Here is a 26,298-nt window from a genome sequence, read left to right as displayed (position 1 = left end):
CACGCCGTCGTCCAGGTGCTGGAATACTGGGCGGCATGGTCAAGGACTTCAATGCACAGGCATTCAGCGCGGTGGAGCTGATCCGCACCAAGCGGGACGGCGGCACCCTCACCGACGAGCAGATCGACTGGCTGATCCACGCCTACACCGAGGGCATCGTCGCCGACGAGCAGATGAGTGCCATGGCCATGGCCATCCTCTTCCGCGGGCTGGATGACCGGGAACTCCCCCGGTGGACCCAGGCCATGATCGACACCGGCGTGCGGCTGGACTTCTCCTCGCTCAGCCGACCGACCTCCGACAAGCACTCCACGGGCGGTGTGGGCGACAAGATCACCCTGCCGCTGGCGCCACTGGTGGCGGCCTGCGGCGTCGCCGTACCGCAGCTGTCCGGCCGCGGCCTGGGACACACCGGCGGCACGCTGGACAAGATGGAGTCCATCCCCGGCTGGCGCGCCATGCTCTCCAATGAGGAGATGCTGACCCAGCTGGAGGAGGTCGGCGCCGTGATCTGCGCCGCGGGCGACGGTTTGGCCCGCGCCGACAAGAAGCTCTACGCCCTGCGCGACGTCACCGGCACCGTCGAGGCCATCCCGCTGATTGCCAGCTCCATCATGAGCAAGAAGATTGCCGAAGGCACCGGCTCCCTCGTGCTCGACGTGAAGGTGGGCTCCGGCGCCTTCATGAAGAACCTCGACGACGCCCGCGAGCTGGCCACCCGGATGGTCTCGCTGGGCAAGGCGGCCGAGGTGAACACCGTCGCGCTGCTGACCGACATGTCCACCCCGCTGGGCCTGACCGCCGGCAACGCCCTGGAGGTCACCGAGTCCGTCGAGGTGCTGGCCGGTGGTGGGCCCGCCGACGTCGTCGAGCTGACCCTGGCGCTGGCCCGGGAGATGCTGCAGGCCGCAGGCTCCGAGGCCGACCCGGAGAAGGCCCTCCAAGACGGTTCCGCGATGGACGTCTGGAAGCGGATGGTGCGCGCCCAGGGCGGCGACCCGGATGCGACCCTCCCCGTGGCCAAGCACTCCGACGAGGTACTGGCCGAGGACGACGGTGTACTGACAACGCTGGATGCGATGGCAGTGGGTGTCGCCGCCTGGCGGCTGGGCGCCGGACGGGCCCGCAAGGAGGATCCGGTGCAGGCCGGCGCCGGCGTCGTGATGCACGCCAAGCCGGGCGATCGGGTGGCCAAGGGCCAGCCGATCCTCACACTGCACACCGACACTCCCGAGGCCTTCGAGCGGGCGCGCGAGGCGCTGGCTGGCGGCATCGAGATCGGGCCGCAGCCCGTGGAGCGTCAGCCTCTGCTGATCGACCGGATCAGCTGACCCATCACGCGCTGATCCCGCCCGAGCAAAGCGGGGGGTGGCATGGGGACATGCATGTCCTTGAAAGTCGGTGGACAGCCGGGGGCGGAGGGGCCCAGACTCCTTGCATGACCCTGATCCTGCGTCCTGTGACGCCAGCCGACGAGGCCGTCGTGCGCGCCCTGCACGAACAACTCCGCGCCGACGACTTCGAATTCCTGCTGGCCGACGGTGACTGGGACGAGGTGCTGGCCACGATCGCCGCCGAGGCCGATGCGCGGGATCTGCCGCCGGGGCGGGTCCCGGCGGACTTCCTGCTCGCCGAGGTGGACGGCCAGGTGGTTGGCCGGGTGTCCATCCGTCACGAACTGAACCGGTACCTGCTCGCCGTGGGCGGGCACGTCGGTTATGCGGTGGGTCCGGACTTTCGCCGTCGCGGCCACGCCACCGAGATCCTGCGGCAGTCGGTCTCCCGGCTCAACGCGCTGGGCGTCGACCGGGTGCTGGTCACCTGCGACGACGACAACACGGCCTCGGCGCGCACCATCGAGGCGTGCGGCGGCATCCTGGAGAACACCGTCGACACCGGGGAAGGCGTACCCAAGCGGCGCTACTGGATCGGTTGATCCGTCCCGTACCCCTTGACCAGGCCGTAGCAGTAGGCGTCGGACAGGGCCTCCCAGCTGGACTCGATCACATTGCCGCCCACCCCGACGGTGGTCCAGGTGTGGTCCCCGTCGGACATGTCAATCAGGGTGCGGGTGATGGCGTCGGTGCCGCCGGTCTCCATGATCCGCACCCGGTAGTCGGTCAGGTTGAAGCGCTCCACCTGGCTGAAGACCGGCGTGAGTGCCTGGGTGAGGGCGTCATCCAGGGCGTCGACGGGACCGTTGCCCTCCCCCACCACGGCCAGCCGCTTGGGCCCGGACGCGGGGTCGTGGGCCACCAGTTTCACCGTCGCCTCGGAATAGGTGTCATTGGCGGCCTCACCGGGGCGGTGCTCGGTCAGCACCCGCCAGCTGGCAATCCCGAAGGGCGCCTCCAACGCACCGATCTCGTCCCGCAGCAGCAACTCGAAGCTGGCATCGGCCGCCTCATAGGAGTAGCCGTCGGCCTCGCGCTGCTTGACGACCTCGGTGACCCGCGCCGCCAGCTCCCGGTCGGACAGGTCGAAACCCAGCTGCTCGCCCTTGATCTGGATGTTGGCCCGGCCCGCCATGTCACTGATCAGCATCCGCATGTCATTGCCCACCAGCGCCGGATCCACGTGCTGGTAGAGATCCGCGTCCACCCGGATGGCCGACGCGTGCAGCCCAGCCTTGTGCGCAAAGGAGGAATTGCCCACATAGGGCTGCCGGGCGTGCGGGGCCTGGTTGGTGATCTCCGCGATGGCGTGCGACGTGCGGCTCAGGTTGGCCAGCTGGTGACCGGTCAGCAGCGGCCATCCGAATTTCAGCTGCAGATTGGCAACCACCGTGGTCAGATCGGCATTGCCGGTGCGCTCGCCATAGCCGTTGACGGTGCCCTGGACGTGCATCGCGCCGGCCTCGACGGCGGCCAGGGTGTTGGCCACGGCGCAGCCGGTGTCGTTGTGACAGTGGATCCCCAGATCGACGCCGATCGCGCCGGCCGCCGAGACCACGTCGCCCATCTGGCTGGGCAGCATCCCGCCATTGGTGTCGCACAGCACCACCACCTCGGCGCCGGCCTCCGCCGCGGTCCGGACCACGTCCAGCGCGTAGCCGGGGTTGGCCAGGTAGCCGTCGAAGAAGTGCTCGCAGTCCACGAAGACGTGCTTGCCGTGCTCGACGAGATGGCTGACGGTGTCCGCCACCATCGCCAGGTTCTCCTCCAGGCTGGTGCGCAGCGCGTGGGTGACGTGCGCGTCGTGGCTCTTGGCCACCAGGCAGACGTAGTCGGTGCCGGCCTCGCGCAGGGCGGCGGTCAGCGGGTCGTCGGCGGCCCGGCCGCCCGCCTTGCGGGTGGACCCAAAGGCCACCAGCTGGGCATTGGTGAGCTTCAGGTCCCGCTGGGCCGCTTGGAAGAAGGCGGTGTCATTGGGGTTTGCACCCGGCCAGCCCCCCTCGATGAAGCTGACGCCCAGCTCGTCCAGATGCCCGGCCATCCTGAGCTTGTCCGCGACGGACAGCCGCAGCCCCTCCTGCTGCGCGCCGTCGCGCAGGGTGGTGTCGAAGATCTGGAAATTGTCCGGTGGCAAGGGGGGCTGCACGCTCACGGGGGTCCTTTCGGCGGGTCCCACCAGTCTGACCCGGAACCATTGGGCGAGACTGCAATCTCGCCCAATGGACCTGGTGAGTGGGCAGCCGAGGTCAGCAGACCCGGCGGGTCCAGCCGTGGACATCCTCGGCACGGCCGTACTGGATGCCCACCAGGCGCTGGCGGATCCGCAGCGACTGGGGATCGGCCACCTCGGGCAGGCTGTGCACCTGGTCGCCAACCTTGAGGCTGCCGATCGGGGTGACCACGGCCGCGGTGCCGCAGGCGAAGGCCTCCGCGATGCTGCCGTCCGCGATCCCGTCCAGCACCTCTTGCAGCGTGATCCGTCGCTCCACCGGCTGCAGGCCAAGGTCCGGAGCCATGGTCAGGATCGAGTCCCGGGTGATGCCGGGCAGGATGTTCCCGTTCAGCTCCGGGGTGACCAGCTGGCCGTCCCGGGTGACCAGGAAGAAGTTCATCCCACCCAGCTCGTCGATGTGGCTGCGGTCACTGGCGTCCAGAAAGAGCACCTGGCTGCAGCCGTGGGCGTAGGCCTCGTTGGTGGCCTGCAGGCTGGCGGCGTAGTTGCCGCCGCACTTGGCGGCACCGGTGCCACCGGCGCCGGCCCGGGAGGAGTCCAGACTGACCCAGATGTCCACCCGGCCCACCCCATCCTTGAAGTAGGCGCCCACCGGGGAGGCGATCACGCAGTAGGTGGCGGTCTGGGCGGCGCGCACCCCGAGGAAGTCCTCATTGGCGATGGTGAAGGGCCGCAGGTAGAGGCTCTGCTCGGCGCCGCCGGGCACCCAGCGGGCGTCGACCTTGACCAGCTCGGTGACGCTGGAGACGAAGTCCTCCACCTCCAGTGCCGGGAGCGCCAGCCGCGCGGCGGAGTTGATCATCCGCTGGGCATTGGCCTCGGGGCGGAAGAGCCAGACCGAACCATCCGCGCGACGGTAGGCCTTCAATCCCTCGAAGATCTCCTGGGCATAGTGGAAGACGGCACTGCCCGGGGTGAAGTTGGCGCTCGCATAGCGGTCGATCCGGGCATCGTGCCAGCCCTCATCCTTGGTCCACGTCGCGACGGCCATGTGATCGGTGAAGTGGTCACCGAAGCCGGGATTGGCGAAGATCTCCTCGATCCGGGCCTGGTCGGTGTGCTGCTGGTCGTCACGGACGGTGAACTCGAGTGCCATGGGGCCAGCGTAGACCTGTCCCAATCATGAGACAATCGTCTCGCTGAGTGGGATTCTTATCCTAGAATGCAGTCATGACCACAACGACGCCCAGCAAGACCCCCACCATCGCCGTGATCGGCGGCGACGGCATCGGCCCCGAGGTGACCGCCGAGGCGCTCAAGGTGCTCAAGGCGACGGTGGGCGAGGACGCCTTCACCTTCGTCGAGCATGACCTGGGCGCCGAGCGCTGGCTGCACACCGGAGAGGTGCTGCCCGAGGCCACCATCGAGGAGCTGAAGGCCTCCGACGCCATCATCCTGGGCGCCGTGGGTGCCGCCCCGGGCTCCACCGAGATCCCGTCGGGCCTGCTGGAGCGCGGCCTGCTGCTCAAGCTGCGCTTCCTGTTTGACCACTGCGTCAACCTGCGCCCCAGCAAGCACTACCCCGGCACCGCCACTCCCCTTTCCGACGAGGTGGTGGGCCGCGGCCCGATCGACTTCGTCGTGGTGCGCGAGGGCACCGAGGGCCTGTACTGCGGCAACGGCGGCGCCGTGCGGGTGGGCACCGAGCACGAGATCGCCACGGAGGTCAGCATCAACACCGCCTTCGGCGTGGAACGGGTGGTGCGTGACGCCTTCGAGCGGGCCATGACCCGCCGCAAGAAGCTCACCCTGGTGCACAAGCACAATGTGCTGGTCAACGCCGGTGGCCTGTGGAAGCGGATCGTGGAGCAGGTCGGCGCCGAGTACCCGGAGGTCGCCACCGACTACCTGCACATCGACGCGGCGACGATCATGCTGGTCACCGACCCGCAGCGCTTCGACGTGATCGTCACCGACAACCTGTTCGGCGACATCCTGACCGACGAGGCGGGCGCGATCACCGGCGGCATCGGCCTGGCAGCCAGCGCCAACATCAACCCCAGCAGGGAATTCCCGAGCATGTTCGAGCCGGTGCACGGCTCAGCCCCGGACATCGCCGGCCAGGGCATCGCCGACCCGACCGCCGCGATCAGCTCCATGGTGCTGCTGCTGGATCACCTGGGCCGCCCGGAGGATGCCCGCCGGATCGAGGCCGCCGTGGAGGCCGACATCGCCAGCCGTGGCGACCAGAAGCGCTCCACCAGCGAGGTGGGCGACGCGATCGCCGCCGCCGTCAGGGGCTGACCAGCTCTTCAGCACCCCCGAACCACACACGTGTGGGTTCCCACCCAAGGGCACGGAACCCACACGTTGTTGTGTGAGGAAGGCAAAGGGGTGTTGGAAAAGTACAGTGTGAGGCGTTGAAACGGTATACCTGCGGGCGATGAGCGTCGGCGCGGTTGTGCGGACGGCACCCGGACAACTCCAACCTGCGGCCCACGGACCATTCCGCTCCTCCCTGAAATGGGGCAGTTGTCCTGTGGAACTTTGGTAGCGACTTCGCTACCAAAAGTTCCACAGGACGCCTGACCAACAGATTCTCGATGGCCCCTCGACAAGCTCGGGGATCGTGATCAGGCGGGAATGACCGCCCTGATTGCTGCCACCGTCGCCACCGCGGCGGTGGCCGCCTCGTGGCCCTTGTCCTCCGCCGAGCCCTCCAGCCCGGCCCGGTCCAGGGCCTGCTGCTCGTCGTCGCAGGTCAGCACGCCGAAGCCCACCGGCTTGCCGGTGCGCACGCTCACCTCGGTGAGCCCCAGGGTGGCGCCCTGGCAGACGTAGTCGAAGTGCGGGGTGCCGCCGCGGATCACCACGCCCAGCGCCACCAGTGCGTCGAAACGCTCGGCCAGCGCGGAACAGGCCCCGGCCAACTCGAAGGTGCCAGGCACCCGGACCAGGGTGACGTCACTGACCCCGGCGTCGACCAGCCCGCGCTGGGCGCCGTCGATCAGGCCGTCCATCACGACGGTGTGCCAGCTGGCCGCCACGATCGCGACCTTCAGGCCACTACCGTCGACGCTGATGGTGGGTGCTCCTGCGCCGCTCATGCGGGTTCTCCGTTCTTCAGGTCGGTGGGCAGGGTGTGGCCCATCCGGTCTCGCTTGGTGGTGAGGTAGGAAATGTTGTCTGCGCCGACACCGGTGGCCCCGGAGCGCACCCCGAGCACCTCCAGTCCGGCCTCCCGCAGAGCCTCGGCCTTCTCTGGATTGTTGGTGAGCAAGGTGATTCCCGGCACGCCCAGGGTCGTGAGAATGGCCGCCGCGGCGCCGTACTCCCGGTCGTCGACGGGCAACCCGAGCTGGGTCTGGGCATCGACGGTGTCCGCGCCGCCGTCCTGCAGGTGGTAGGCGCGCAGCTTGTTCAGCAGCCCCACGCCGCGGCCCTCGTGGCCGCGCAGGTAGACCAGCACGCCCGGCTCGGCCCCCAGCAGTTCCTGGGCGCGGCGCAGCTGCGGGCCGCAGTCACAGCGCAGCGAACCCAGCGCGTCGCCGGTGAGGCATTCGGAGTGCAGCCGCACCAGGTTGCGTTGCCCGATCCCGTGCGGGCTGATCATCGCGACGTGTTCGGCGCCGGTCACCAGATCGGCGAAGCCGACGGTCTCAAACCGTCCCGCCTCTGTGGGCACCACGGTGCGGGCCACCTCCTCCACCCGGTCGTGCAGCGCGCGCCAGGCGGCCAGGTCGGCAATCGTGACCACCGGCAGGCCTTCCCTGGCGCCCAGCTCCAGCACCGCGTCGGTGCGCATCATGCTGCCATCGTCATGCACCAGCTCCCCGATCACCCCCACCGGCGCCAGCCCGGCCAGCCGGCACAGGTCCACCGTCGCCTCAGTGTGGCCGCGGCGGGTCAGCACTCCCCCGTCGCGCGCCCGCAGCGGCACCACGTGCCCAGGCCGGTTGAAATCGGTGGCGACGGCGTCCGGGCTGGCCAGCAGCCGCACGGTGGTGGCCCGGTCATGGGCGCTGATCCCGGTGGTGGTGCCCACGGCGGCGTCGACGGTGATGGTATAGGCGGTGCGCAGGCTGTCCTGGTTCTGCTCCACCATCAGGGGAAGCTCCAGCCGATCGGCCCAGTCATTGGGCATCGGCGCGCACAGGTACCCGGAGCTGTGCCGGATGGCCCAGCCGGTCCACTCGTCGGTCAGCGTCTGGCCGGCGGCAATCACGTCGCCCTCGTTCTCCCGGTCCACGTCGTCCAGCACCAGCACCGGCCGGCCCTGACGCATGGCCTCCAGGGCCGCCTCGATGGTGTTCATTCCCGCGCCTCCGAATCCTTGGCAGCCAGCATCTTCTCGACATACTTGGCCAGCACGTCCACCTCCAGGTTCACGGCATCCCCCACCTGCTTGCTGCCCAGCGTGGTCAGCTCCAGGGTGGTGGGGATCAGGGAGACCTCGAAGAAGTCCTCACCGATGCCGCTGACCGTCAGGGAGACCCCGTCGACGGTGATGGAGCCCTTCTCCACCACATAGCGGGCCAGAGCAGCGGGCAGCTCGAAGCGCACCACCTCCCAGCGCTCGCCGGGGGTGCGCTGCAGGATCCGTGCGGTGCCGTCCACATGACCCTGCACCACGTGCCCGCCGAACCGGCCATTGGCGGCCATCGCCCGTTCCAGGTTGACCGGCGAACCCTCGGCGAGCTCACCCAGCGAGGACCGGCGCAGGCTCTCGGCCATCACGTCGACGCTGAAGGACTCGGCATCGTGCTCGACGACGGTCAGGCAGACGCCATTGCAGCAGATCGACGCACCGGGGCTGGCGTCACTGACCACCAGCGGGCCGCGGATCCGCAACACTGCGGACTCCTCGCCGTGCTGGATGGACTGGACGCTGCCCAGTTCCTCGACGATTCCGGTGAACATTCACTTCTCCTTCGGATTTCGGATGGGGTTCAGGATCAGGGCGACGTCCTCGCCGTGGCGCTCGACGTCGACGAGGTGCAGCCGCGCGATGTCGGCGATGGTGGTGATGCCCAGATCGGCGACGGCAGCCTTCCCGGCGCCCAGCAGGGCAGGAGCCAGGCAACAGATCACCTCGTCGATCACCCCGGCGCGCCACCAGGCGGCGGCCAGGGCCGGCCCACCCTCCAGCCAGACATGGTGGATTCCCTGCTGGGACAGGGATTGCAGCACCTCCTGCGGCTTGCCGCCGGGGAGCTGCCGGAAACGGCTGTCGGTACCGCGCACCCGGGCCTCGGCTGGCACCGGCCGGTCCCCAACCACCACCCGCAGCGGCTGCCTGCCCATCGGCTGATTCTGCTCATCCCGGACGGTGAGCCGGGGATCGTCGGACAGCACGGTGCCCGTGCCCACCACCACGGCACCGCACCGAGCCCGGCGTTGGTTCATTGCCCGGCGCATCACGGGGCCGGTGATCCATTGGGAGCTGCCGTCGGCGGCGGCGCTGCGGCCGTCCAGGGTGGCGGCGAACTTCCAGCTCACCCACGGCCGGCCACTCTTCTGGGCAAAGGTCCAGCTGTGGTTCAGCCCCGCGGATTCGTGCGCCAGCAGGCCAGTCTCCACCCGGATGCCGGCGGCCCGCAGGGTGGCGGCGCCGCCGCTGGCCTGAGCGGTGGGGTCGGCCTGGGCAAAGACGACCCGGGAGACTCCGGCGGCGATCAGCGCCTGCGCGCAGGGTCCGGTGCGGCCGGTGTGATTGCAGGGTTCCAGCGTGACGACGGCAGTGCCACCGCGGGCCAGCTCGCCCGCAGCCTTGAGGGCCACCACCTCGGCATGGTCGGTGCCGGCGCCCTCATGCCAGCCCTCCCCCACGGTGGCGCCGTCGGCATCCAGCAGGACGCAGCCGACGCGGGGATTGGGATCGGCCTCGGGGCCACCGGCGGCAAGCTCCAGGGCGCGCCGCATGGCGACGCGTTCGTGCGTCGGCCACTGTGTCTGATCCATCTCACTCCCCTGCATCGGCACCACTGCCGTGCTCCGGGGTGTGCGAGGCCGCGCACGGATGCGCGTTCGCGCCGCACGTCGCCAAGTCCATCGACCAAGGACATACGGCCAAGCAACCGGTTGCGCCACAGGCGCCAACCCGGCTCCACGTGTTTCCTCCCATCCGGACTTTCACCGTCGGTCCTGGAATTGCACCAGATCAACCGTCAGCTGGCAGCTGACGGGTCGCGGACTGTCACCGCCGGTTCGGACTTGCACCGACCCCGGAACACGTTGCGGCCATTGTGCCACGACCGCCAAGCCCCTGCCACGCGATCCCATGCCTCGCAGCCCGCAACCTGCTGCTCAAATTGGCAGCCAGGCTGACGCAGAAAATTTCTTGAACCTTCGAATCGTCAGAAAGTTGCCACTTTGTGCAGCCCCCTCTGGGTCATGGCATCGGCAGCGGCTACTTGCCGTCCTGGCTGGGCCACGGATTGGGCGTGCAGCCATCGGTCTTCTTGCTCTGCTGCATCATCACCGGCGCCTTGCGTCCCTTGGCGGGGCAGCCGACGTGGTCCTTGCCGATGAAGTGACCCACCTCATGGTTGACCATGTAGGCCCGGTAGTCGGTCAGGTCGGTGAAGCTGGGGGTCATGTAGAGCCAGCGGTCCGTGTTCAGGATGACGTTCTGCCCCGCCCGGCAGCTCCAGGTCATTTTGATGTCCAGCGGGCACATCGTCTGCGCGGTGCCCGGAGAGGCCAGGAAGATGGTGAACTCCGCCCTGGCCGGGTCCTTGACCAGCTCGAAGGAGTGCCCCTGGTGGCCGATCCAGCCACGGGGATCATTCAGGGTGTCGCTGATCTGGCGGGCCGCGGTGGTGGCGTCGATCCCGGTGCCGTCCTCGCTCTTGACCACATAGCGGTGCACCGCGACGGTCTTCTTCGCCGGGGCCACGCTCAGGTTGGCCACCTTCCAACTGCCCTTGCCCTTCAGGCCCGAGTGCTTCATGCCCGTGGTGTCGGTGTTGGCGTCGTCGTCCCCGGTTCCCGCGCTGGGCATGGGTGACGGGGTCTGTGCACTGGGCGTTGGGCTGGAGCTGGGCGTGGCGCTCGAACTAGCCGAGGGGGTGACAGCCGGAGTCGCCGACTCCCCCGGGGCCACCGCCAGGTCACGCTCCTCCTTCGATGAGCAGCCCCGGACCAGCATTCCCAGGATGGTGAGCACCAGCAGCCCGGCCAGGGCGAGCACGGCCACCGAGACCACTCGGCTGCCACGCCGGGTCAGGCGGATGGGTGGTCGTTTCCAGGGCGGGGGGGACGTCGTCACGCCAACAGCGTAGGGCCACCGGGGCCCGGTCTCAGGAAGTGACCCGCACAGGCTCCCCGTCGGCCACCTGAGAGACTGACCGGGTGAGCACCCCAGACGAGGTTCCCGAGCTAGTCAGCCGGGCATTGCACCAGTGTCTGCTGACCGGTTGGCTGCAGACCACGCGCAATGAGACCGGCCGTCTGCTGGCCACCCTGGCGGCCGGCCGGGAGGGCACGATCGCGGAGGCCAGTACCGGCGGTGGCGCCGGGGTGGCGTGGCTGCGCAGCGGCGCCCCGCAGAGCACCCACGTGGTGTGCGTCGAGCAGGACCCGGAACGCGCCGAGCAGGCCCGGCAGACCCTGCAGGGCGCCGACGTGGAGGTGCTGGACGGCGGCTGCGAGACCCTGCGCGCCCGGGGTCCCTTCTCCCTGCTCTACCTCAGCCGACGCACCGCGGAACTGATCTCCCGGGACCTGGCCTGGCAGTTGGTGGAGCCGGGCGGCGTGGTGGTGATCGACGACTTCGACCCCTCCCCCGGCTGGCCGCCGCGCGAGGTGACCGGGGCCATCGACACCCTGCGGCAGGGCTGGTTGAGCGACGAGCGGTTCACCTCCAGCGAGGTGGCCGTCGCCCCGGACCTGGCCGTGGTGCTGGCCACCAAGAACTGACCCCTCGACAAGCTCGGGGACCCGTGGGGTCAGCGGCCCAGGAAGCGTTCCCAGGCGGGCAGCTCCTCCTTGGCCTGGGCGGCGCCCAGCGCATGGGCCTCCCGCAGCCGGTCGATCCGGCGCTCCTGGTTGGCGATCTTCATGTGGGTGGGCCGGAAGACGTAGGCCCTCCCCTGCCGTTCCAGCTCGGCGAGCTCGTCCAAGGTGCGGTTGTAGTTTTCCGCCCGATCCAGCAGGGCGCGAGCGATCTTTGGATAGCGCCGAAAGACCACGTCGTAGGCGCGCGGGTGCCGCGCCGGTGCCTTGCGATAGCCAGCCTCGCGGGTGAGCACCACGAAAAACCTCTGATAGCCCGCTTCCTTGGCCGCATCCAGCGCGATGCCACCGCTGGGGCCCAGCGCGCCGTCGCACCACGGATCGCCGTCAATCTGCACGATCGGCATCAGCCCCGGCATGGTCGACGACGCGCGGATCCGCTTCGCCAAGGCCGGGAGGTCAGGCATGTCCGCCTGGCTCCAGTAGACGTGCTCCCCGGTGCGGGCATTGAAGCCGCCGACGTTCAGGGTGGCGGGATTGGCCCGGAAGGCCTCCCAGTCCAGGGGTAGCGGCTGGTCCGGCAGCCCCGTCTGTTCGTAGATGAACTCGGCATTGAAGACGCCCTTGCCGCGCACCCAGGTGCGCCAGCTGCCGAAGTCCGGGTGCTCGGCGATGTCGAGGAAGCTGGCCTCGGCCCGGGCGCTGTCCCGGGCGACGTAGTTGAGGCTGTTGGACGAGCCGGCCGAGATCCCCGCGACGAAGTCGAAATACATCTCCTGAGCCAGCAGTTCCTGCACCACCGCGCAGGTGTAGGCGGCCCGCATCCCGCCGCCCTCGAAGATCAGGGCCGTGTCAAGGATGTTGCTGGTCAGGGAATCGGGCACGCCGCCACCCTAGCCCGCTGCTCACTCGACGCGGTTCGCCGCCCGGATGCCGATGACACTGGCCGGAATCGTCAGGATCAGCATCAACACCAGACCGGCCAATGACACCCCCGCGGCGGCCCCGAAGCCGCGCCACACACCAGGCCCACGACGACCAACTCGATGGCCGGCACCGTTATCTCACTCGCCTTCTCATCGTCCGCGACGTTGCGTCGCGAGCAAGGTGTTCAGGGTGGCCGCGGCGGTCTCGGGGTCGGCGACGGTGAGGTACATCGGCGGCTTGCCGGCCTGGTGGACCAGCAGGGTGGGCGCCTCGGCCGTGACCAGGCCCCTGGCGCCATCAAAGAGGGCACCGCGCAGCCCATAGCCGCCAAAATCCCCGAGCGGATTGACCGTCCTGCCCACCTCGGCCGAGACGATGGTCTCCAGCGGGATGTTGACCCAGCGGATAGGTCCCGCGGTGCGAAGCCCCCGGGAGTCGACGGTGATGCGGGCGAACATCATCTGGAAGGGCACGAGCACCACCAGCAGGGTGAGCAGCATGAACAGCGCCCCCGGGAGGTTCCCCAGCACCGCGAACAGCACGCCCATAGCAACGACCGGGAGCGCCGCCAGTCCGAAGAACCAGTGGACGGCCCTGCCGCGCACCAGGGAGCCGGTCCACGCGAAGCGGCCATTGGTGGGGCCGGTGACCGTGGGCACACCGTCCGGCAACACCGTCGAGGCGGGAACCAGCACCTTGGGAGCACGCGTGGCCAGCCAGACCAGACCACCCACGGCGATTGCCGCCACTACACCCGCCGCGACGCTGCTCCACTCGTCGCCGGCCTGTCCGGTGGGCCGGCCGCGCTGCATCCAGATTCCGCCAAAGAAGGTCGTGGCGACGAAGGTGGCGGTGCCTGCCACCACCGGTGCCATCACCCGGGCCTGCTTCATGGCCGCACCCACGGCGAGCATCGGCAGGCTGAGGGCCGGGGTGAGGATGGCGTGCAGGCTCACCACCTGGCTGAGCGGAGTGAAGCCGTCGGGCCTGCCGTCGGCTCCCCAGTGGGCGACCACCGGGTCCGGCAGCTGACCCCGCACGCTCCACACCAGCACGACCCCGCCAGCGGTACACAGCAGGCAGACCAGCGCGGGCAGCCAGTAGACCCGAGCGGGCGGGTGATCGACGAATTCCTGGGTCGTCGTGGTGGTGTTCATGCCCGACGACCTTCCAGGATCTCGACGAGGTGCTCATGCGCCAGCCCCAGCCGTCCGGCCTCTGCCAGCAGCTCGTCGGCCATCAGGTGCAGGTTCACCAGACCGGGATCCTCGGCGATCACCACCGCTCCCCTGCCGCGCCGCAGCTCGATCAGCCCTTCGTCGCGCAGGCTCTGGTAGGCGCGCAGCACGGTGTGCAGGTTGATCTCCAGCGAGGCGGCCAGTTCTTTGGCCGACGGCAGCTTCTCGCCCTTGGCCAGCTTCCCATCGGCGATCGCGCGGCGCACCAGCGCGGCGAGTTGCTCGAACAAGGGCGTCGGTGACGCCGGATTCACCGTCCACAACATAGTTCTATTGTTACTAGAAGAAGCCTGCTTTTCAACCGCTCGACCGGCTTGGGGACCGGGGTTGCGTGGTTACCCGGGGACCGGGGTTGCGTGGGTACTCGCAGATCGGGGGTGGACACAGCACGAGGCCCCTTCCGCATGCTGCGGAAGGGGCCTCGCCCCTCGACAAGCTCGGGGACCATCCTGAGATTGGCGTAGCGCTCAGATCAGCGGTCGGCCTTGCCTTCGGTGTAGTCCTCGTCGGTCTCCTTGATCCAGCTGAACATCTTGCGGAGCTCCTTGCCGGTGGCCTCGATCTGGTGGCCCTGCTCGGTCTCGCGCATCTTCTTGAACTCGGGCGCGCCCGCGTCCTGGTCCTCGATGAAGTTCTTGGCGAAGGTGCCGTTCTGGATGTCGGTCAGGATGGCCTTCATGTTCTGCTTGACGTGGTCGTCCACGACGCGCGGGCCGGAGACGTAGTCGCCGTACTCGGCGGTGTCGGAGATGCTCCAGCGCTGCTTGGAGATGCCGCCCTCGATCATCAGGTCGACGATCAGCTTGAGCTCGTGCAGGCACTCGAAGTAGGCCACCTCGGGCTGGTAGCCGGCTTCCACCAGGGTCTCGAAACCGGCCTGCACCAGGTGCGACATGCCGCCACAGAGCACGGCCTGCTCACCGAACAGGTCGGTCTCGGTCTCCTCGGTGAAGGTGGTCTCGATGCCACCGGCACGCAGGCCACCGATGGCCTTGGCATAGCTCAGGGCCAGCGGCCAGGCATCACCCGAAGCGTCCTTCTCGACAGCGACGATGACCGGGACGCCCCGGCCGTCGGCGTACTCGCGACGCACGACGTGGCCGGGCCCCTTGGGGGCGACCATGCAGACGTCGACGCCCTCCGGCGGGGTGATGTAGCCGAAGCGGATGTTGAAGCCGTGGGCGAAGAACAGGGCGTCGCCATCCTGCAGGTTCGGCTCGATCTCGGCCTTGTACAGCCCACGCTGGACCTGGTCGGGGGTGAGGATCATGATGACGTCGGCCTCCTCCACGGCCTCGGCGACGCTGAGGACGCGCAGCCCCTCGGCCTCGGCCTTGGCGCGGGACTTGCTGCCCTCGGCCAGGCCGACCCGCACGTCGACGCCGGAATCCCGCAGGCTCAGCGCATGCGCATGCCCCTGCGAGCCGTAGCCGATCACGGCGACCGTACGGCCCTGGATGATGGAGAGGTCGGCGTCGTCGTCGTAGAACATCTTTGCCATGAGGGTGGAACTCCTTGTGTTGGTTGTGCAGGGGTCTTGGGTTGTACGGGTCTGGGTCAGGAACGGGACTTGTCGGTGATCGGACGACTGCCGCGACCCAGGGCCACCTGGCCGGACTGCACCAGCTCGATGATCCCGAAGGGCTGCAGCATCTCCAGCATCGCGGCCAGCTTCTCCTGGCTGCCGGTGGCCTCCACCGTAATGGACTCCGGCCCGACGTCGACCGCCTTGCCGCGGAACAGGCTGACCGTGTCGATCACCTGACTACGGGTGGTGATGTCGGAGCGGACCTTGACCAGCAGCAGCTCGCGCTTGACCGCATTGGTCTCCAGCTCCACCACCTTGATCACCTCGATCAGCTTGTTGAGCTGCTTGACCAGCTGCTCCAGCACGATCGGGTCGTCCACCTGGGCCACCAGGGTCATCCGGGAGAGGTCCTCGCGCTCGGTGGGACCCACCGCCAGGGACTCGATGTTGAAGCCGCGACGGCTGAACAGCGCCGCGGTGCGGGTCAGCACGCCGGGGGCATTGCTGACCAGGACGCTGAGGGTATGGGTGGTGCTCACAGGATTTCCTCTTCCCAGTCGGGGGCCATGTCGCGGGCAATCTTGATGTCGTCATTGCTGGTGCCGGCGGCCACCATCGGCCACACCATGGCGTCCTTCTCGACGACGAATTCCACCACGACGGGGCCGTCGTTGATGCTCAGCGCCTTGTTGATCACCTCGTCCACCTCGTCGATGGTCTCGGCCCGCAGCCCGACGCAGCCCATTGCCTCGGCCAGCTTCGGGAAGTCCGGGATCCGCTCCGAGTTCAGGTCGGTGTGGGAGTAGCGCTGGTCGAAGAACAGCGTCTGCCACTGCCGCACCATGCCCAGCACGTTGTTGTTGATCACCGCGATCTTGATCGGGATGTCATTGAGGGCGCAGGTGACCAGCTCCTGGTTGGTCATCTGGAAGCAGCCGTCGCCGTCGATCCCCCAGACCACCGCGTCGGGATCGCCCGCCTTGGCGCCCATCGCGGCCGGCACGCAGTAGCCCATGGTGCCGGCGCCGCCGGAGTTGAGCCACTTGCCCGGCTTCTCGTGCGGCAGGAAGTGCGCGGCCCACATCTGGTGCTGGCCGACGCCGCTGGCGAAGATGGTGTCCGGGCCGCTGAGCTCACCCAGCCGCTTGATCACGTACTGCGGGCTGAGCCGGCCGTCGGTCGGCTCCTCCCAGCCCAGCGGGTAGCGCCGCTTGAGGGAGGCCAGGTTGTCCTGCCAGGGCTTGAGGTCTTCCAGCTCGACGCCGACGATCGCGCCGTTCAGCTCCTTCAGGAAGGCGCGCGCGTCGCCGACGATCGGCAGGTCCGCCACCCGGTTCTTGCTGATCTCGGCCGGGTCGATGTCGGCGTGGATCACCTTGGCCAGCGGCGCGAAGGTGTCCAGCTTGCCGGTCACCCGGTCATCGAAGCGGGTGCCGACGGCGATCAGCAGGTCGGACTGCTGGATGGCGCCGACGGCGGAGACCGAGCCGTGCATGCCGGGCATGCCCATGTGCAGCTCGTGGCTGTCCGGGAAGGCACCGCGGGCCATCAGGGTGGTGACCACGGGGATGCCGGTGGCCTCCACCAGCTTGGCCAACTCCTCGGCGGCGCGCGCCTTGATCACGCCGCCACCGATGTAGAGCACCGGGCGCTTCGCCTCGGCGATCATCTTGGCGGCCTGACGCACCTGGCGGCTGTGCGGCCTGGTGGTGGGCTTGTAGCCGGGCAGGTTGATTCCCGACGGCCAGACGAAGGGCGCGGAGCTGACCAGCGCGTCCTTGGCGATGTCCACCAGCACCGGGCCGGGGCGGCCGGTCTCGGCGATGTGGAAGGCCTCCTTGACCGCCCGCGGGATGTCCTCCACCTTGGTGACCAGGAAGTTGTGCTTGCTGATCGGCATCGTGATGCCGCGGATGTCGGCCTCCTGGAAGGCGTCGGTGCCAATGAAGGTGGAGTTCACCTGGCCGGTGATGGCCACCATGGGCACGGAGTCCATGTAGGCGTCGGCAATGGGGGTGACCAGGTTGGTGGCACCCGGGCCGGAGGTGGCGATGCACACCCCGACCCGGCCGGTGGCGGTGGCGTAGCCCTCCGCGGCGTGTCCGGCGCCCTGCTCGTGGCGGACCAGGATGTGGCGGATCTTGGAGTCGTAGAGCGCGTCGTAGGCGGGCATGATGGCGCCACCGGGAAGGCCGAAGACAACCTCTACCCCGAGACGCTCCAGCGAGGCGACGAGCGCCTGGGCGCCGGTCATCATCTTGGGTGTGGCATCTGCGGGTGCCATGGCATTCCCTTCGTCGTTGGTTCGGGTGGGCTGTGACCCCTGACCCGATGATTTCGTGCGCTGCTTGCTCTGCTGAACCTGTCCGCCAGCCGGACGTGAAGCCCTGCCCGGCCAACAAAAAACCTCCGCTGCCCTGGGCAGACGGAGGTAGCGCTGAGAACCGGTGGTGGCTGGTCTCAGCGCCTGATCAGTACGAGGAAGCTGTGCATGGCTTGACTCTCCCGCACCGGCGACGGCCCGGTCAATGACCCTACCCCAGCTTTCCACATCATGAGACGCATTTCCGTATTGTGGACTTCACGGCGGGACGCCGGGGACGGGTCAGCCCCGCCGGCTGCGGTGGCCGACGGGGCTGACAGCAAGCCGGAAGGGCTCAGACGGCGGTTGCGCCGCCGGTGCGGGTGGCGTCCAGAATCTTGCCGGCGCGCATCAGCGCCCAGCCCACCAGGGCGGACAGCAGGCCCAGCCCCATCACCAGGGCGGAGACGCCGTAGCTGACGATGGAGGTGAACAGCGACGCACGCAGGAAGGAGCCGTTCATGGCGCTGGTGCGGGCCTTGGTCCACTTCTCCACCGCGGCGGTATCCTTGGCGGCCTCGGCCTTCTTGATCTCGGCGCCCAGCTCGGCATAGGTCTTGTTCTCCGCGCCGTGCAGGGCGTGCTCCTTGATGATCTCCGCCTGGCTCCAGGCGGTGAAGGGGCCACCGACCTTCTTGCCGGCATTGGTCTTGGCGTCGGCGGGAACGGTGATGTTCTCGCTCTTCAGCTGGCTGGTGACGGTGCCCCAGGTGACGGCACCGGCAACCAGCATGATCAGCCCGGCAATCAGGGAGCAGATGCCGATCAGCTTGATGGGCTTGGCACTCATGATGGGTGTCCTTTGGTTCGAGGGAATGGACGTCGGCCACCACACACGCCGTGCCGATCAGGGATCCACGACGTTGTGCAACGGTCAACTACTGACCACCTTAGACATGGTAGTTCAGCCCTCAACCACCGGGGTCGACAATTCGTCGACCTCCGGATCAGGACAGGATCTGGGCCAGCACCTCGTCCAGGTCCTCCGCGTCGTCCTTCTGCAGCAGCGCGGCCAGACCGGGGTTCTCGCCATAGCGGGGCACCAGGTGCACGTGCAGATGGAAGACCTCCTGGCCAGCCACCGGGCCGGCGCTGGAGAGCATGTTCAGCCCGTCGGCGTCCAGCTTGTCCACCAGCAGTCGCGAGACGTGGCTGACCGCGGGCGCGATCTCGGCCAGGACCTCGGCGTCCCCGGTCAGGTCGTCGACATGCCGCTTGGGCACCACCAGCGTGTGCCCCTTGTGGAACGGGGCGATGTCGAGGAAGGCGTAGGAATGGTCATCCTCGTAGACCTTGCGGCTGGGCAGGTCCCCGGACACGATGCTGCAGAACAGGCAATCCATGCGGCCCATGGTAGTCAGCGAACGGTGTAACCGGCTGCGCGCAGCCCGTCCTTGACCTGGGCGATGGTCAGGGTGCCGTAGTGGAAGACGCTGGCCGCCAGCACCGCGTCGGCACCGGCCGCGGCGGCATCGACGAAGTGCTGCACCGTGCCGGCACCGCCGGAGGCGATCACCGGGACGTCCACCACCTGACGCACCGCCCGGATCATCTCCAGGTCGAAGCCGTCGGTGGTTCCGTCGGCATCCATGGAGTTCAGCAGCACCTCACCGGCGCCACGCTCCACCGCCTCCTTCACCCAGGCGATCGCGTCCAGACCGGCCGGCCTCTTGCCGCCGTGGGTGGTGACCCCGAAGCCCGACGGCTGACCGGGCTCGCGTCGAGCGTCCAGGCTGAGCACCAGCACCTGATTGCCGAAGCGCTGGGTGATCTCGTTGATCGCCTCGGGGCGGCGGATGGCGCCGGTGTTGATACCCACCTTGTCCGCGCCGCAGCGCAGCAGCGCGTCGACGTCGGCGACGCTGCCCACTCCCCCGCCGACGCACAGCGGGATGAAGACCGTCTCGGCGCACCGGGTGACCATCTCCCGCGTCGTGGCCCGGCCCTCGCCGGAGGCAGAGATGTCCAGGAAGACCAGCTCGTCGGCACCGGCCTCGCCGTAGGCACGGGCCAGCTCCACCGGATCCCCGGCGTCGCGCAGGTTGGTGAAGTTGACGCCCTTCACGACCCGTCCGTCATGGACGTCGAGGCAGGGGATGACGCGCAGGGCAAGGCTCATGGGCCCAAGGGTAGCCGGGCCCCTGTGTCAGTGGCTCTTCTTGCCGTGCGGGATGAGCGCCAGGATGCCGACGATGATCGAACCCACCACGAAGCCGATCACCGCGGACCCCAGGGTGTTGGTGAACCAACCCAGCGTCGCGGACAGGGCGTGCGGGACGGCGTGGGTGACGACGTGTTCCAGGTGGTGCACGAACTCGTAGGGGGCGTGCAGGCCCAGCTCGTTGGCGCCCACCATGATCAGGTGGCCGCCCACCCAGAGCATCGCGGCCAGGCCGACGGTGGACAGGATGGACAGGATCACCGGCATCGCCTTGACCACGATGGCGCCCGACTTCAGACCCTTCTGGGTCATCTTCAGGCCGATGTCGTCCAGCTTCACGATGATCGCCACCACGCCGTAGACCAGGAAGGTGATCAGCAGGGCCACCGCGATCAGGCTGCCGATCCGGGTCAGCAATGGCTGGTCGGTCACCTCGTTCAGGGCAATCACCATGATCTCGGCGGAGAGGATGAAGTCGGTGGTGATGGCCCCCTTGATCATCTTCGCTTCCTGCTCCGGCCCCTCGAGCACCACCGGGGTCTCCGGGTCACCACCGGCACCCTCCCCGTGCCCGTGGCCGGTGAGCTTCCCCCAGATCTTGTGGGCACCCTCATAGGACAGGTAGGCACCACCCAACATCAGGATCGGGGTCAGAGCCCACTTGGCGTAGATGCTGAGCAGGATCACCACCGGCAGGATGAAGACCAGCTTGTTGCGGATGGAGCCAATCGCAATTTTGCGGATGATCGGTAGTTCCCGGTCGGGCGTGACGCCGGCGACATACTGCGGGGTCACCGCGGTGTCGTCCACCACGACGCCGGTGGCCTTGATGCTGGCCTTGCCGGCCGCCGCCCCGACGTCGTCAATGGATGCGGCTGCCACCTTGGCGATTGCCGCCACGTCGTCGAGCAGTGCTGCGAGGCCACCGGCCATGGATTTCTCCGATTCAGGATGCGTCAGTCAGGGGAAGACGTCCGGGCAGGACGATGGCCCGGTGACCGGGCCACGTCCATGGTAACGGGCTAGTCCTCGTCGGGGTCGAACTCCACCACGCCGCGACGCATCGCCACCACGGCTTCCCGACAGGTCCGACGCAGGTCTCCCGGCCCGGCGGCGGCCGCCACCTGACCGGCCATGTCGATCACTTGACGGACCCATCGGACGAAGTCACCGGCCGGTAGGCCGCAATCACCAAGCACCCGGGCGAGCGGTTCGCCCGATGCCCAGGCATAGGCGGCCCCGGCGAAGCCGATGTCCGGTTCCGCGCTTCGCTCCAGGCGGAAGTCCCGCTCCACCAGACTCACCTCGCGCCATTTGGTGCGCAGCGCCTGCTGGGCGATCTCGGTGGCTCGGTCGGGCATGCGGGCCATCCGCCCCTGCTCCACCCGTCGGGTCTCGTAGACCAGTGAGCTGAGCACGGCGGCCAGCTGCGGGGCATCCAGCCCGTCGAAGACTCCGTCGCGGATGCACTCGGCGGCCACCAGATCCAGCTCCGAGTACAGCCGGGCCAGCATTCGGCCGGCGTCGGTCACCTCGTGGTCCTCGCTGCCCAGGTAACCCAGGCTCTCCAACACCTGGCAGAGCTTGTCGAAGCGCTTGGCGATGGTGTTGCTGCGCGCCTCGGCCCGGGAGCGCGCCTGGTTGCGGTCGCGTTCCAGCCGCATCGCCCGTTCGGCGAAGCGGGCATGGGTCTCCCGGTCCGGGCACTCGTGGCAGGGGTGGCGCTTGAGTTCCCGGCGCAGCTCGCTGATCCGGGCGGTCAGTTCGGCGTCGGCCTTGGGGCCGTGCAGGGTGGCCAACTGCGGGTTGAGGCTGTGCAGCTTGTCCAGGAAGGAGGCGGCCAGGTTGCGACGGCTGGCGGGCTGGCGCGGGTCGAACTTGCGCGGGATCCGCAGCTTGCCCACCACCTGGGTGGGGGTCGGGAAGTCGCTGGTGGTCAGGCGCACCACGTCGCGGTCCTCGGTCACCACCATCGGGTGCGGCTCACCGCCGCGGCCACCGCGTCGGCCGGGGTCGATCACCGCGGCCCAGCCCTCGTGTCGGCCCGACGGGACGTGGATGATGTCGCCGGCCTCCAGGGTCAGCAGCGAGTTGAGCGCCTCGGCGCGCTTGTCCTGCTTGCGCAGCCGCGCCTGTTCGGCCTCGGTCTGGTTGATCTCCTCCCGAAGCCGGGCGTACTCGGCGAAGTCGCCGCGGTCACAGTGGGCGGCCTTCAGGTAGTCGTCGATCTCCCGCTGGTTGCGGGCGGCCACCGAGGCCAGGTTCACCACGGAGCGGTCGGTCTGGAACTGGGCGAAGCTCTGTTCCAGCAGCCCGCGGGCGTGTTCCCGTCCCACGCGGCCCACCAGGTTGACGGTCATGTTGTAGGTGGGTGAGAAGGAGGACTTCAACGGGTAGGTGCGCCGGGAGGCCAGACCGGCCACCGCGCGTGGGTCCATTCCCGCTTGCCAGAGCACCACCGCGTGGCCTTCGACGTCGATTCCGCGACGCCCTGCCCGGCCGGTGAGCTGGGTGTACTCGCCGGGCGTGATGTCCACGTGGCTCTCGCCGTTGTACTTCACCAGCTTCTCGATCACCACGGTCCTGGCGGGCATGTTGATGCCCAGGGCCAGGGTTTCGGTGGCGAAGACGATCTTGATCAGGCCGGCGGCAAAGCCCTCCTCCACCACCGCCTTGAAGGCGGGCAGCAGACCGGCGTGGTGGGACGCGATGCCGCGGCTCAGGGCCTCCAGGAAGATGTCGTGGTCCAGGGCGCGCAGGTCTGCCGGGCTCAGGCCCGAGAGGTGGCGCTGGGCGATGCCGATCAGCTGGGTGGCCTCGGAGTCGCTGGTCAGGTTCACCCCGGCACCCAGCAGCTGGCGCACCGCGCCGTCACAACCCTGCCGGCTGAAGACGAAGCAGATGGCGGGCAGCAGCTTGGCGCGCTGCAGCTGGGTGGTCATCACGGCCCGGCTGGGGGTCAGCCGCGGGCGACGATCGTCGCGGGAATCCCGCGAGTCCCGGCCCCGTTCACCGCGCCCGTCGCGGCCGCCGCGCCGGTCCAGGTGGGCCTTCGCGGCACCGCCGAACTGGCCCGAGCCGTAGGCGACATTCTTCTTGCCCTTGCCGGAGCGGCCTCGGGGGCGCCGCGAGTCGTCGCGTACCTCCTTGGCCTCGCTCTTGGCCAGTTTCAGCAGGTCCGGGTTGACCCGGGCGGCGCGCTCGCTGGGCAGCGCCGACGCAGTCGGGGCGACGCCCTCGAACAGGTCGTGGATCTGCTTGCCGGCCATGATGTGCTGGTAGAGCGGCACGGGGCGACGTTCGCTGACCACCACCTGCACATTGCCGCGCACCTCGTCGAGCCAGTCGCCGAACTCCTCGGCATTGCTGACGGTGGCCGACAGGCTGATCACCTGCACGCTGGGGGCCAGCCCGATGATCACCTCTTCCCAGACGGCGCCACGGAAGCGGTCGGCCAGATAGTGCACCTCATCCATCACGACGTAGCCCAGGTTGTTCAGGGTGGTGGAGTTGGCGTAGATCATGTTGCGCAGCACCTCGGTGGTCATCACCACCACCTGCGCCTCCGAGTTGATCGACGAGTCGCCGGTGAGCAGCCCCACCCGATCCGCGCCATGCCGCTCGGCCAGATCATGGAACTTCTGGTTGCTCAGCGCCTTGATCGGGGTGGTGTAGAAGCACTTCTTGCCGCCGGCCAGGGCGCAGAAGACCGCGAACTCCCCCACCACGGTCTTGCCAGCACCCGTCGGGGCCGCGACCAGCACCCCGGCGCCATCCTCCACCTGGGCACAGGCCCGCAGCTGGTAGTCGTCCAGGGAGAAGCTGTAGCCGGCGGCGAACTGCTCCAGCAGGCTGCCCGGCCGCACGACGAAGGGCGCCAGCGGCCCGTCCAGCAGCTCGGACGCGTCGTCGGGAACCTGGGGAATCTCGTTGTCAGTCATCACCGACGAGGGTATCCGGTGGATCTGACATTTCTGTGCTCACCAGGTTCAGGGGCCTCGACAAGCTCGGCCATCGTGGTTACGGCGGCTGGGCCATCGCTCCCCGGGGAATACCCTCTCGCACCGCTGGACACTTCGCGACGCTTCGGGCCACTCCGCACGCTCACGGAACGGCCGTCGGCCCGGACCTTTGGCGCGAAGTCCCACGGCCGCGAAATTGCTGAGCCCTCCGTCTTTCAGCCGAAGAGTTGGTGTGCTGCTCGCCGGGTGACCGTCTCCGCAGACTCCTCGGGGAGCGTTCCCTCCCCCAGAAGTGACGCGAGGCCGTGCACCATGGCCCAGGCGATCTGAGCCGCCTCTTCGGAACTGACATGGCGACGTCGTTCTTCCGGAATGGTGCGAACCCCACCAGCCAGCTCCCGGGCCGCGGCAGCACGAGCCTCCACCAGGTCTGGCGCATTGGCGTCCAGGAGTTCTGGGCGATGCATCACGGCATAATGACCGGGATGTGCCCGGGCGAACCGCACATAGGCAACGGCCACCTCATCGAAGCCCGCGTGTCTGGCGGTCCGCATGGCCGCTGTGAGCAGTTCCAGCCCCTCAACGGCCATCGCTGTCAGGAGTCCACGGCGGTCACCGAAGTGATGCATGGGCGCGGCGTGGGTGACTCCGGTTCTCCGGGCAAGTTCACGCATCGTGACGCCCGTCGGACCGCGGTCGTCAATCAGTCGAACCGCCTCGTCCAGCAACGCCCGACGGAGGTCTCCATGGTGATAGCCCTGGCTCATCCTGCAAGCCTAACGTGAATCTTTCCACTGGAAAGATCACGGCGAACAGCCTAATCTTTCCAGTGTCTAGATGGGAGAGAGCATGGCCCCCTTCGTAACTTTGTGCAGCGCAACCCTGATCGCCCGTTTGGCGGGTCTGGCCGGGATCGACTATGTGGGAACGTGGGTGGAAGCCGTGGCCGTCGGTCTCGCAGTGATGTTCACCCTGACGGGTCTGGCCCACTTCGCGCCCGCAAAGCGGGAGGGATTGATCGCCATCGTCCCGCCTGCCCTGCCTCATCCTCAGCTGCTGGTCACCGTGACCGGGCTGATGGAGTTGGCCGGCGCCGTCGCCCTGCTCGTGCCATCCGGGTTGGTGCGAAACGTGGCAGCCTCGGCGCTGGTTGTCCTCCTCCTCGCGGTCTTTCCAGCGAATGTCCACGCGGCCAGAGAACGACGGTCGGCCACGGCCCCCGCCACTCCCCTGGGAAGGCGCACCGCGCTGCAGGGCGTCTTCCTCAGCGCAGCCAGCTACGTCGCCCTGTGTGCCTGAGTCAGAAAACTGTGTTCCTGAGTCAGAGAGTTGCCTGCGGCCAGCAGAGTCGAGCGGCCGACTCCGCGACGAAGGTCCGGGACGTCGGCTGTTCCGTGAGCGTACGGAGTGGCCCGAAGTGTCGCGAAGTGCCCAGTGGTGCGAGGGTCACCCCACAGGAAGGCCAGCCCTTGTTCCCACTCGAACTCGAGACCGCTGCCCGCGAACTGATCGCGTGGTCTCGAAGTGGGCCTCGACAGGCTCGGCCATCGTGGCAGAGCTGCTCTCGCAACCACGGCCCCCGAGCTTGTCGAGGGTGTCCCCGAGCTCATCGAGAGGTCGTGGAAGGGGCCCTCGTCAGGCGGTGAAGACGTCGATCAGGCCGGGGCGGCAGGTGGCGGTGAGCGGGACGCCGCCGAGGCGCTCGCCGTCGGCCATGGCGAACATCGGAGCGCGACTGCCGTCGCGGTTGACGATCTGGCCGTCGATTCGCACCTGCCGGGCCTGGACGAATTCCACCGCCGGGTGGCCGACGTGCCCGCCGGTGTAGAGCTTGGGCAGCAGGGCGAGCACCTGGCGGCGCTTCAGGTCGCCGACGATCAGCACGTCCAGCAGGCCGTCGGTGACGTCGGCGTCGGGCACGATGTGCATCCCACCGCCGAAGTGACCAGCATTGGCGACGGCTACCAGCACGGAGCTCAATTCGCGTCGCTGGCCATCGATCTCGATCCGGTAGTCCAGCGGCCGGAAGCGGGCCAGTTCGCCCAGCGCCAGCGCGCCATAGGCCAGCGCCCCCAGCGGCCCGATCGGGTAGCGGAAGTCGTTGGTGGCCAGGTTCACCCGGGCGTCGTAGCCGGTGGAGACCACCGAGCCGACGTAGCGGTGCTCGTCGCCGCCGGTGAGCGGGCCGGTCACCTCGGTGAGGTCGATCCGACGGGTGCGCCGCCCAGCGACGGCCACAGTGGCCTCGCGGATGTCGGCGGGCAGCCCGATCCCGCGGCAGAAGTCATTGCCGGTGCCGGCCGGGATGATCCCCAGCGGGACATCAAGCGCATCGGCTCGGGCCTCGGCGCAGGCGTTGAGCCCCAGGTGCGCCATCCCGTCGCCACCCATCACCACCAGGCTGTCGCGCTCGTTCCCGGAACGGCCCGGGCGGGCCGAGCGGGCGGATTCCAGCGCTTGGCGCCGGGCGTCTTCGTAGCTGGTGGTCAGGTGCACCACCACCCGCCCGTCGGGAACGGCGTCCGCGAGTGTGTTGTGCACTCTGGGCAGCAGTCGACGGGCCCGACCGCGCCCCGCGCTGGGATTGACGACCAGGT

The 26,298-nt window shown here is 68.6% G+C and carries 25 protein-coding genes and 1 riboswitch; of the genes, 5 read left to right on the top strand and 20 right to left on the bottom strand.

From position 1 onward, the window contains the following. The first annotated feature begins 35 nt into the window (after nucleotides 1-35). Complete coding sequence (locus tag AAEX60_RS05865) at nucleotides 36-1,331, top strand: thymidine phosphorylase (RefSeq protein WP_342101845.1); 1,296 nt, start codon at nucleotides 36-38, stop codon at nucleotides 1,329-1,331. Between the two features lie 107 nt (nucleotides 1,332-1,438). Then, nucleotides 1,439-1,936, top strand: a complete 498-nt coding sequence (locus tag AAEX60_RS05860) for a GNAT family N-acetyltransferase (protein ID WP_342101844.1) — start codon at nucleotides 1,439-1,441, stop codon at nucleotides 1,934-1,936. Here AAEX60_RS05860 and cimA read toward each other — a convergent pair. Continuing rightward, nucleotides 1,921-3,546, bottom strand: coding sequence for a citramalate synthase (cimA, locus tag AAEX60_RS05855; protein ID WP_446721279.1), 1,626 nt, complete (start codon nucleotides 3,544-3,546; stop codon nucleotides 1,921-1,923). The genes AAEX60_RS05860 and cimA overlap by 16 nt on opposite strands. A gap of 94 nt (nucleotides 3,547-3,640) precedes the next feature. Beyond that, nucleotides 3,641-4,723 (bottom strand): branched-chain amino acid aminotransferase, encoded by a 1,083-nt coding sequence (locus AAEX60_RS05850; RefSeq protein WP_342101842.1) that lies wholly within the window; start codon nucleotides 4,721-4,723, stop codon nucleotides 3,641-3,643. Nucleotides 4,724-4,797: 74 nt separating this feature from the next. Here AAEX60_RS05850 and AAEX60_RS05845 point away from each other — a divergent pair, with 74 nt between their 5' ends. Then, nucleotides 4,798-5,871, top strand: coding sequence for a 3-isopropylmalate dehydrogenase (locus AAEX60_RS05845; protein WP_342101840.1), 1,074 nt, complete (start codon nucleotides 4,798-4,800; stop codon nucleotides 5,869-5,871). Nucleotides 5,872-6,200: 329 nt separating this feature from the next. On the opposite strand, the gene ribH is transcribed toward AAEX60_RS05845, so the two are convergent. The 5 genes from ribH to AAEX60_RS05820 form a co-directional block, all read right to left on the bottom strand. Next, nucleotides 6,201-6,674 (bottom strand): 6,7-dimethyl-8-ribityllumazine synthase, encoded by a 474-nt coding sequence (ribH, locus tag AAEX60_RS05840; protein WP_342101838.1) that lies wholly within the window; start codon nucleotides 6,672-6,674, stop codon nucleotides 6,201-6,203. After that, complete coding sequence (gene ribB / locus AAEX60_RS05835) at nucleotides 6,671-7,882, bottom strand: 3,4-dihydroxy-2-butanone-4-phosphate synthase (RefSeq protein WP_342101837.1); 1,212 nt, start codon at nucleotides 7,880-7,882, stop codon at nucleotides 6,671-6,673. The genes ribH and ribB overlap by 4 nt, the downstream gene beginning before the upstream one ends. Continuing rightward, the gene (locus tag AAEX60_RS05830) at nucleotides 7,879-8,487 is read right to left on the bottom strand and encodes a riboflavin synthase (protein WP_342101836.1); all 609 of its coding nucleotides are present in this window, start codon (nucleotides 8,485-8,487) and stop codon (nucleotides 7,879-7,881) included. Before AAEX60_RS05830 ends, ribB begins: the two co-directional genes overlap by 4 nt. Continuing rightward, nucleotides 8,488-9,528 (bottom strand): bifunctional diaminohydroxyphosphoribosylaminopyrimidine deaminase/5-amino-6-(5-phosphoribosylamino)uracil reductase RibD, encoded by a 1,041-nt coding sequence (ribD, locus tag AAEX60_RS05825; RefSeq protein ID WP_342101835.1) that lies wholly within the window; start codon nucleotides 9,526-9,528, stop codon nucleotides 8,488-8,490. A gap of 145 nt (nucleotides 9,529-9,673) precedes the next feature. Then, nucleotides 9,674-9,804, bottom strand: a riboswitch (FMN riboswitch). A gap of 172 nt (nucleotides 9,805-9,976) precedes the next feature. Next, nucleotides 9,977-10,837 (bottom strand): DUF3152 domain-containing protein, encoded by an 861-nt coding sequence (locus AAEX60_RS05820; RefSeq protein ID WP_342101834.1) that lies wholly within the window; start codon nucleotides 10,835-10,837, stop codon nucleotides 9,977-9,979. Nucleotides 10,838-10,920: 83 nt separating this feature from the next. Between AAEX60_RS05820 and AAEX60_RS05815 the strand changes: the two genes are divergently transcribed. Beyond that, complete coding sequence (locus AAEX60_RS05815) at nucleotides 10,921-11,487, top strand: O-methyltransferase (RefSeq protein ID WP_342101833.1); 567 nt, start codon at nucleotides 10,921-10,923, stop codon at nucleotides 11,485-11,487. Between the two features lie 29 nt (nucleotides 11,488-11,516). On the opposite strand, the gene AAEX60_RS05810 is transcribed toward AAEX60_RS05815, so the two are convergent. From AAEX60_RS05810 to AAEX60_RS05755, 12 genes are all read right to left on the bottom strand, one after another. Next, complete coding sequence (locus AAEX60_RS05810) at nucleotides 11,517-12,407, bottom strand: patatin-like phospholipase family protein (protein ID WP_342101832.1); 891 nt, start codon at nucleotides 12,405-12,407, stop codon at nucleotides 11,517-11,519. Between the two features lie 192 nt (nucleotides 12,408-12,599). Further along, a complete protein-coding gene (locus tag AAEX60_RS05805) occupies nucleotides 12,600-13,607 on the bottom strand; it encodes a DUF1648 domain-containing protein (RefSeq protein ID WP_342101831.1) in 1,008 nt (335 codons plus the stop codon). Continuing rightward, a complete protein-coding gene (locus AAEX60_RS05800) occupies nucleotides 13,604-13,954 on the bottom strand; it encodes a GntR family transcriptional regulator (protein ID WP_342101830.1) in 351 nt (116 codons plus the stop codon). Before AAEX60_RS05800 ends, AAEX60_RS05805 begins: the two co-directional genes overlap by 4 nt. Nucleotides 13,955-14,160: 206 nt before the next feature. Beyond that, nucleotides 14,161-15,189 (bottom strand): ketol-acid reductoisomerase, encoded by a 1,029-nt coding sequence (gene ilvC, locus AAEX60_RS05795; RefSeq protein WP_342101829.1) that lies wholly within the window; start codon nucleotides 15,187-15,189, stop codon nucleotides 14,161-14,163. 56 nt (nucleotides 15,190-15,245) lie between these two features. Next, nucleotides 15,246-15,755 carry an acetolactate synthase small subunit gene (ilvN, locus tag AAEX60_RS05790; protein WP_342101828.1) on the bottom strand — a complete coding sequence of 170 codons (510 nt, stop codon included), beginning with the start codon at nucleotides 15,753-15,755 and terminating at the stop codon, nucleotides 15,246-15,248. Continuing rightward, nucleotides 15,752-17,500, bottom strand: coding sequence for an acetolactate synthase large subunit (locus AAEX60_RS05785; RefSeq protein WP_446721278.1), 1,749 nt, complete (start codon nucleotides 17,498-17,500; stop codon nucleotides 15,752-15,754). Before AAEX60_RS05785 ends, ilvN begins: the two co-directional genes overlap by 4 nt. 373 nt (nucleotides 17,501-17,873) lie before the next feature. Then, the gene (locus tag AAEX60_RS05780) at nucleotides 17,874-18,368 is read right to left on the bottom strand and encodes an aromatic ring-opening dioxygenase LigA (protein WP_342101824.1); all 495 of its coding nucleotides are present in this window, start codon (nucleotides 18,366-18,368) and stop codon (nucleotides 17,874-17,876) included. A 157-nt stretch (nucleotides 18,369-18,525) separates the two neighbouring features. Further along, entirely contained in the window at nucleotides 18,526-18,921 is a 396-nt protein-coding gene (locus tag AAEX60_RS05775; RefSeq protein WP_342101823.1) for an HIT family protein, read from the bottom strand. Between the two features lie 14 nt (nucleotides 18,922-18,935). Next, complete coding sequence (gene hisF, locus AAEX60_RS05770) at nucleotides 18,936-19,697, bottom strand: imidazole glycerol phosphate synthase subunit HisF (RefSeq protein ID WP_342101822.1); 762 nt, start codon at nucleotides 19,695-19,697, stop codon at nucleotides 18,936-18,938. A 27-nt stretch (nucleotides 19,698-19,724) separates the two neighbouring features. Next, nucleotides 19,725-20,672, bottom strand: coding sequence for a DUF808 domain-containing protein (locus tag AAEX60_RS05765; protein WP_342101821.1), 948 nt, complete (start codon nucleotides 20,670-20,672; stop codon nucleotides 19,725-19,727). Nucleotides 20,673-20,761: 89 nt separating this feature from the next. Beyond that, nucleotides 20,762-23,680: a DEAD/DEAH box helicase gene (locus AAEX60_RS05760; RefSeq protein WP_342101819.1), complete on the bottom strand. Its 2,919-nt coding sequence runs from the start codon at nucleotides 23,678-23,680 to the stop codon at nucleotides 20,762-20,764. 236 nt (nucleotides 23,681-23,916) lie between these two features. Next, nucleotides 23,917-24,468 (bottom strand): TetR/AcrR family transcriptional regulator, encoded by a 552-nt coding sequence (locus tag AAEX60_RS05755; protein ID WP_342101818.1) that lies wholly within the window; start codon nucleotides 24,466-24,468, stop codon nucleotides 23,917-23,919. An 82-nt stretch (nucleotides 24,469-24,550) separates the two neighbouring features. Here AAEX60_RS05755 and AAEX60_RS05750 point away from each other — a divergent pair, with 82 nt between their 5' ends. Further along, entirely contained in the window at nucleotides 24,551-25,000 is a 450-nt protein-coding gene (locus AAEX60_RS05750; protein WP_342101817.1) for a DoxX family protein, read from the top strand. 336 nt (nucleotides 25,001-25,336) lie between these two features. Here AAEX60_RS05750 and AAEX60_RS05745 read toward each other — a convergent pair whose 3' ends face one another. After that, the gene (locus AAEX60_RS05745) at nucleotides 25,337-26,242 is read right to left on the bottom strand and encodes a diacylglycerol/lipid kinase family protein (protein WP_446721277.1); all 906 of its coding nucleotides are present in this window, start codon (nucleotides 26,240-26,242) and stop codon (nucleotides 25,337-25,339) included. Between the last annotated feature and the right edge of the window lie 56 nt (nucleotides 26,243-26,298).

The sequence above is a fragment of the Luteococcus sp. H101 genome, from assembly GCF_038433155.1.
Lineage (GTDB): Bacteria > Actinomycetota > Actinomycetes > Propionibacteriales > Propionibacteriaceae > Luteococcus.
Note: the sequence above shows the minus strand (reverse complement) of the source record. Positions and strands in the feature narration are given on the sequence as shown.

Excerpts from the sequence above, each read along its gene's own strand:
- AAEX60_RS05865 (WP_342101845.1), top strand. The coding sequence starts at position 36 with ATGGTCAAGGACTTCAATGCACAGGCATTCAGCGCGGTGGAGCTGATC.
- AAEX60_RS05860 (WP_342101844.1), top strand. The coding sequence starts at position 1,439 with ATGACCCTGATCCTGCGTCCTGTGACGCCAGCCGACGAGGCCGTCGTG.
- AAEX60_RS05850 (WP_342101842.1), bottom strand. The coding sequence starts at position 4,723 with ATGGCACTCGAGTTCACCGTCCGTGACGACCAGCAGCACACCGACCAG.
- AAEX60_RS05845 (WP_342101840.1), top strand. The coding sequence starts at position 4,798 with ATGACCACAACGACGCCCAGCAAGACCCCCACCATCGCCGTGATCGGC.
- ribH (WP_342101838.1), bottom strand. The coding sequence starts at position 6,674 with ATGAGCGGCGCAGGAGCACCCACCATCAGCGTCGACGGTAGTGGCCTG.
- ribB (WP_342101837.1), bottom strand. The coding sequence starts at position 7,882 with ATGAACACCATCGAGGCGGCCCTGGAGGCCATGCGTCAGGGCCGGCCG.
- AAEX60_RS05830 (WP_342101836.1), bottom strand. The coding sequence starts at position 8,487 with ATGTTCACCGGAATCGTCGAGGAACTGGGCAGCGTCCAGTCCATCCAG.
- ribD (WP_342101835.1), bottom strand. The coding sequence starts at position 9,528 with ATGGATCAGACACAGTGGCCGACGCACGAACGCGTCGCCATGCGGCGC.
- AAEX60_RS05805 (WP_342101831.1), bottom strand. The coding sequence starts at position 13,607 with ATGAACACCACCACGACGACCCAGGAATTCGTCGATCACCCGCCCGCT.
- AAEX60_RS05800 (WP_342101830.1), bottom strand. The coding sequence starts at position 13,954 with ATGTTGTGGACGGTGAATCCGGCGTCACCGACGCCCTTGTTCGAGCAA.
- ilvC (WP_342101829.1), bottom strand. The coding sequence starts at position 15,189 with ATGGCAAAGATGTTCTACGACGACGACGCCGACCTCTCCATCATCCAG.
- AAEX60_RS05785 (WP_446721278.1), bottom strand. The coding sequence starts at position 17,500 with ATGGCACCCGCAGATGCCACACCCAAGATGATGACCGGCGCCCAGGCG.
- AAEX60_RS05780 (WP_342101824.1), bottom strand. The coding sequence starts at position 18,368 with ATGAGTGCCAAGCCCATCAAGCTGATCGGCATCTGCTCCCTGATTGCC.
- AAEX60_RS05775 (WP_342101823.1), bottom strand. The coding sequence starts at position 18,921 with ATGGATTGCCTGTTCTGCAGCATCGTGTCCGGGGACCTGCCCAGCCGC.
- hisF (WP_342101822.1), bottom strand. The coding sequence starts at position 19,697 with ATGAGCCTTGCCCTGCGCGTCATCCCCTGCCTCGACGTCCATGACGGA.
- AAEX60_RS05765 (WP_342101821.1), bottom strand. The coding sequence starts at position 20,672 with ATGGCCGGTGGCCTCGCAGCACTGCTCGACGACGTGGCGGCAATCGCC.
- AAEX60_RS05760 (WP_342101819.1), bottom strand. The coding sequence starts at position 23,680 with ATGACTGACAACGAGATTCCCCAGGTTCCCGACGACGCGTCCGAGCTG.
- AAEX60_RS05755 (WP_342101818.1), bottom strand. The coding sequence starts at position 24,468 with ATGAGCCAGGGCTATCACCATGGAGACCTCCGTCGGGCGTTGCTGGAC.
- AAEX60_RS05750 (WP_342101817.1), top strand. The coding sequence starts at position 24,551 with ATGGCCCCCTTCGTAACTTTGTGCAGCGCAACCCTGATCGCCCGTTTG.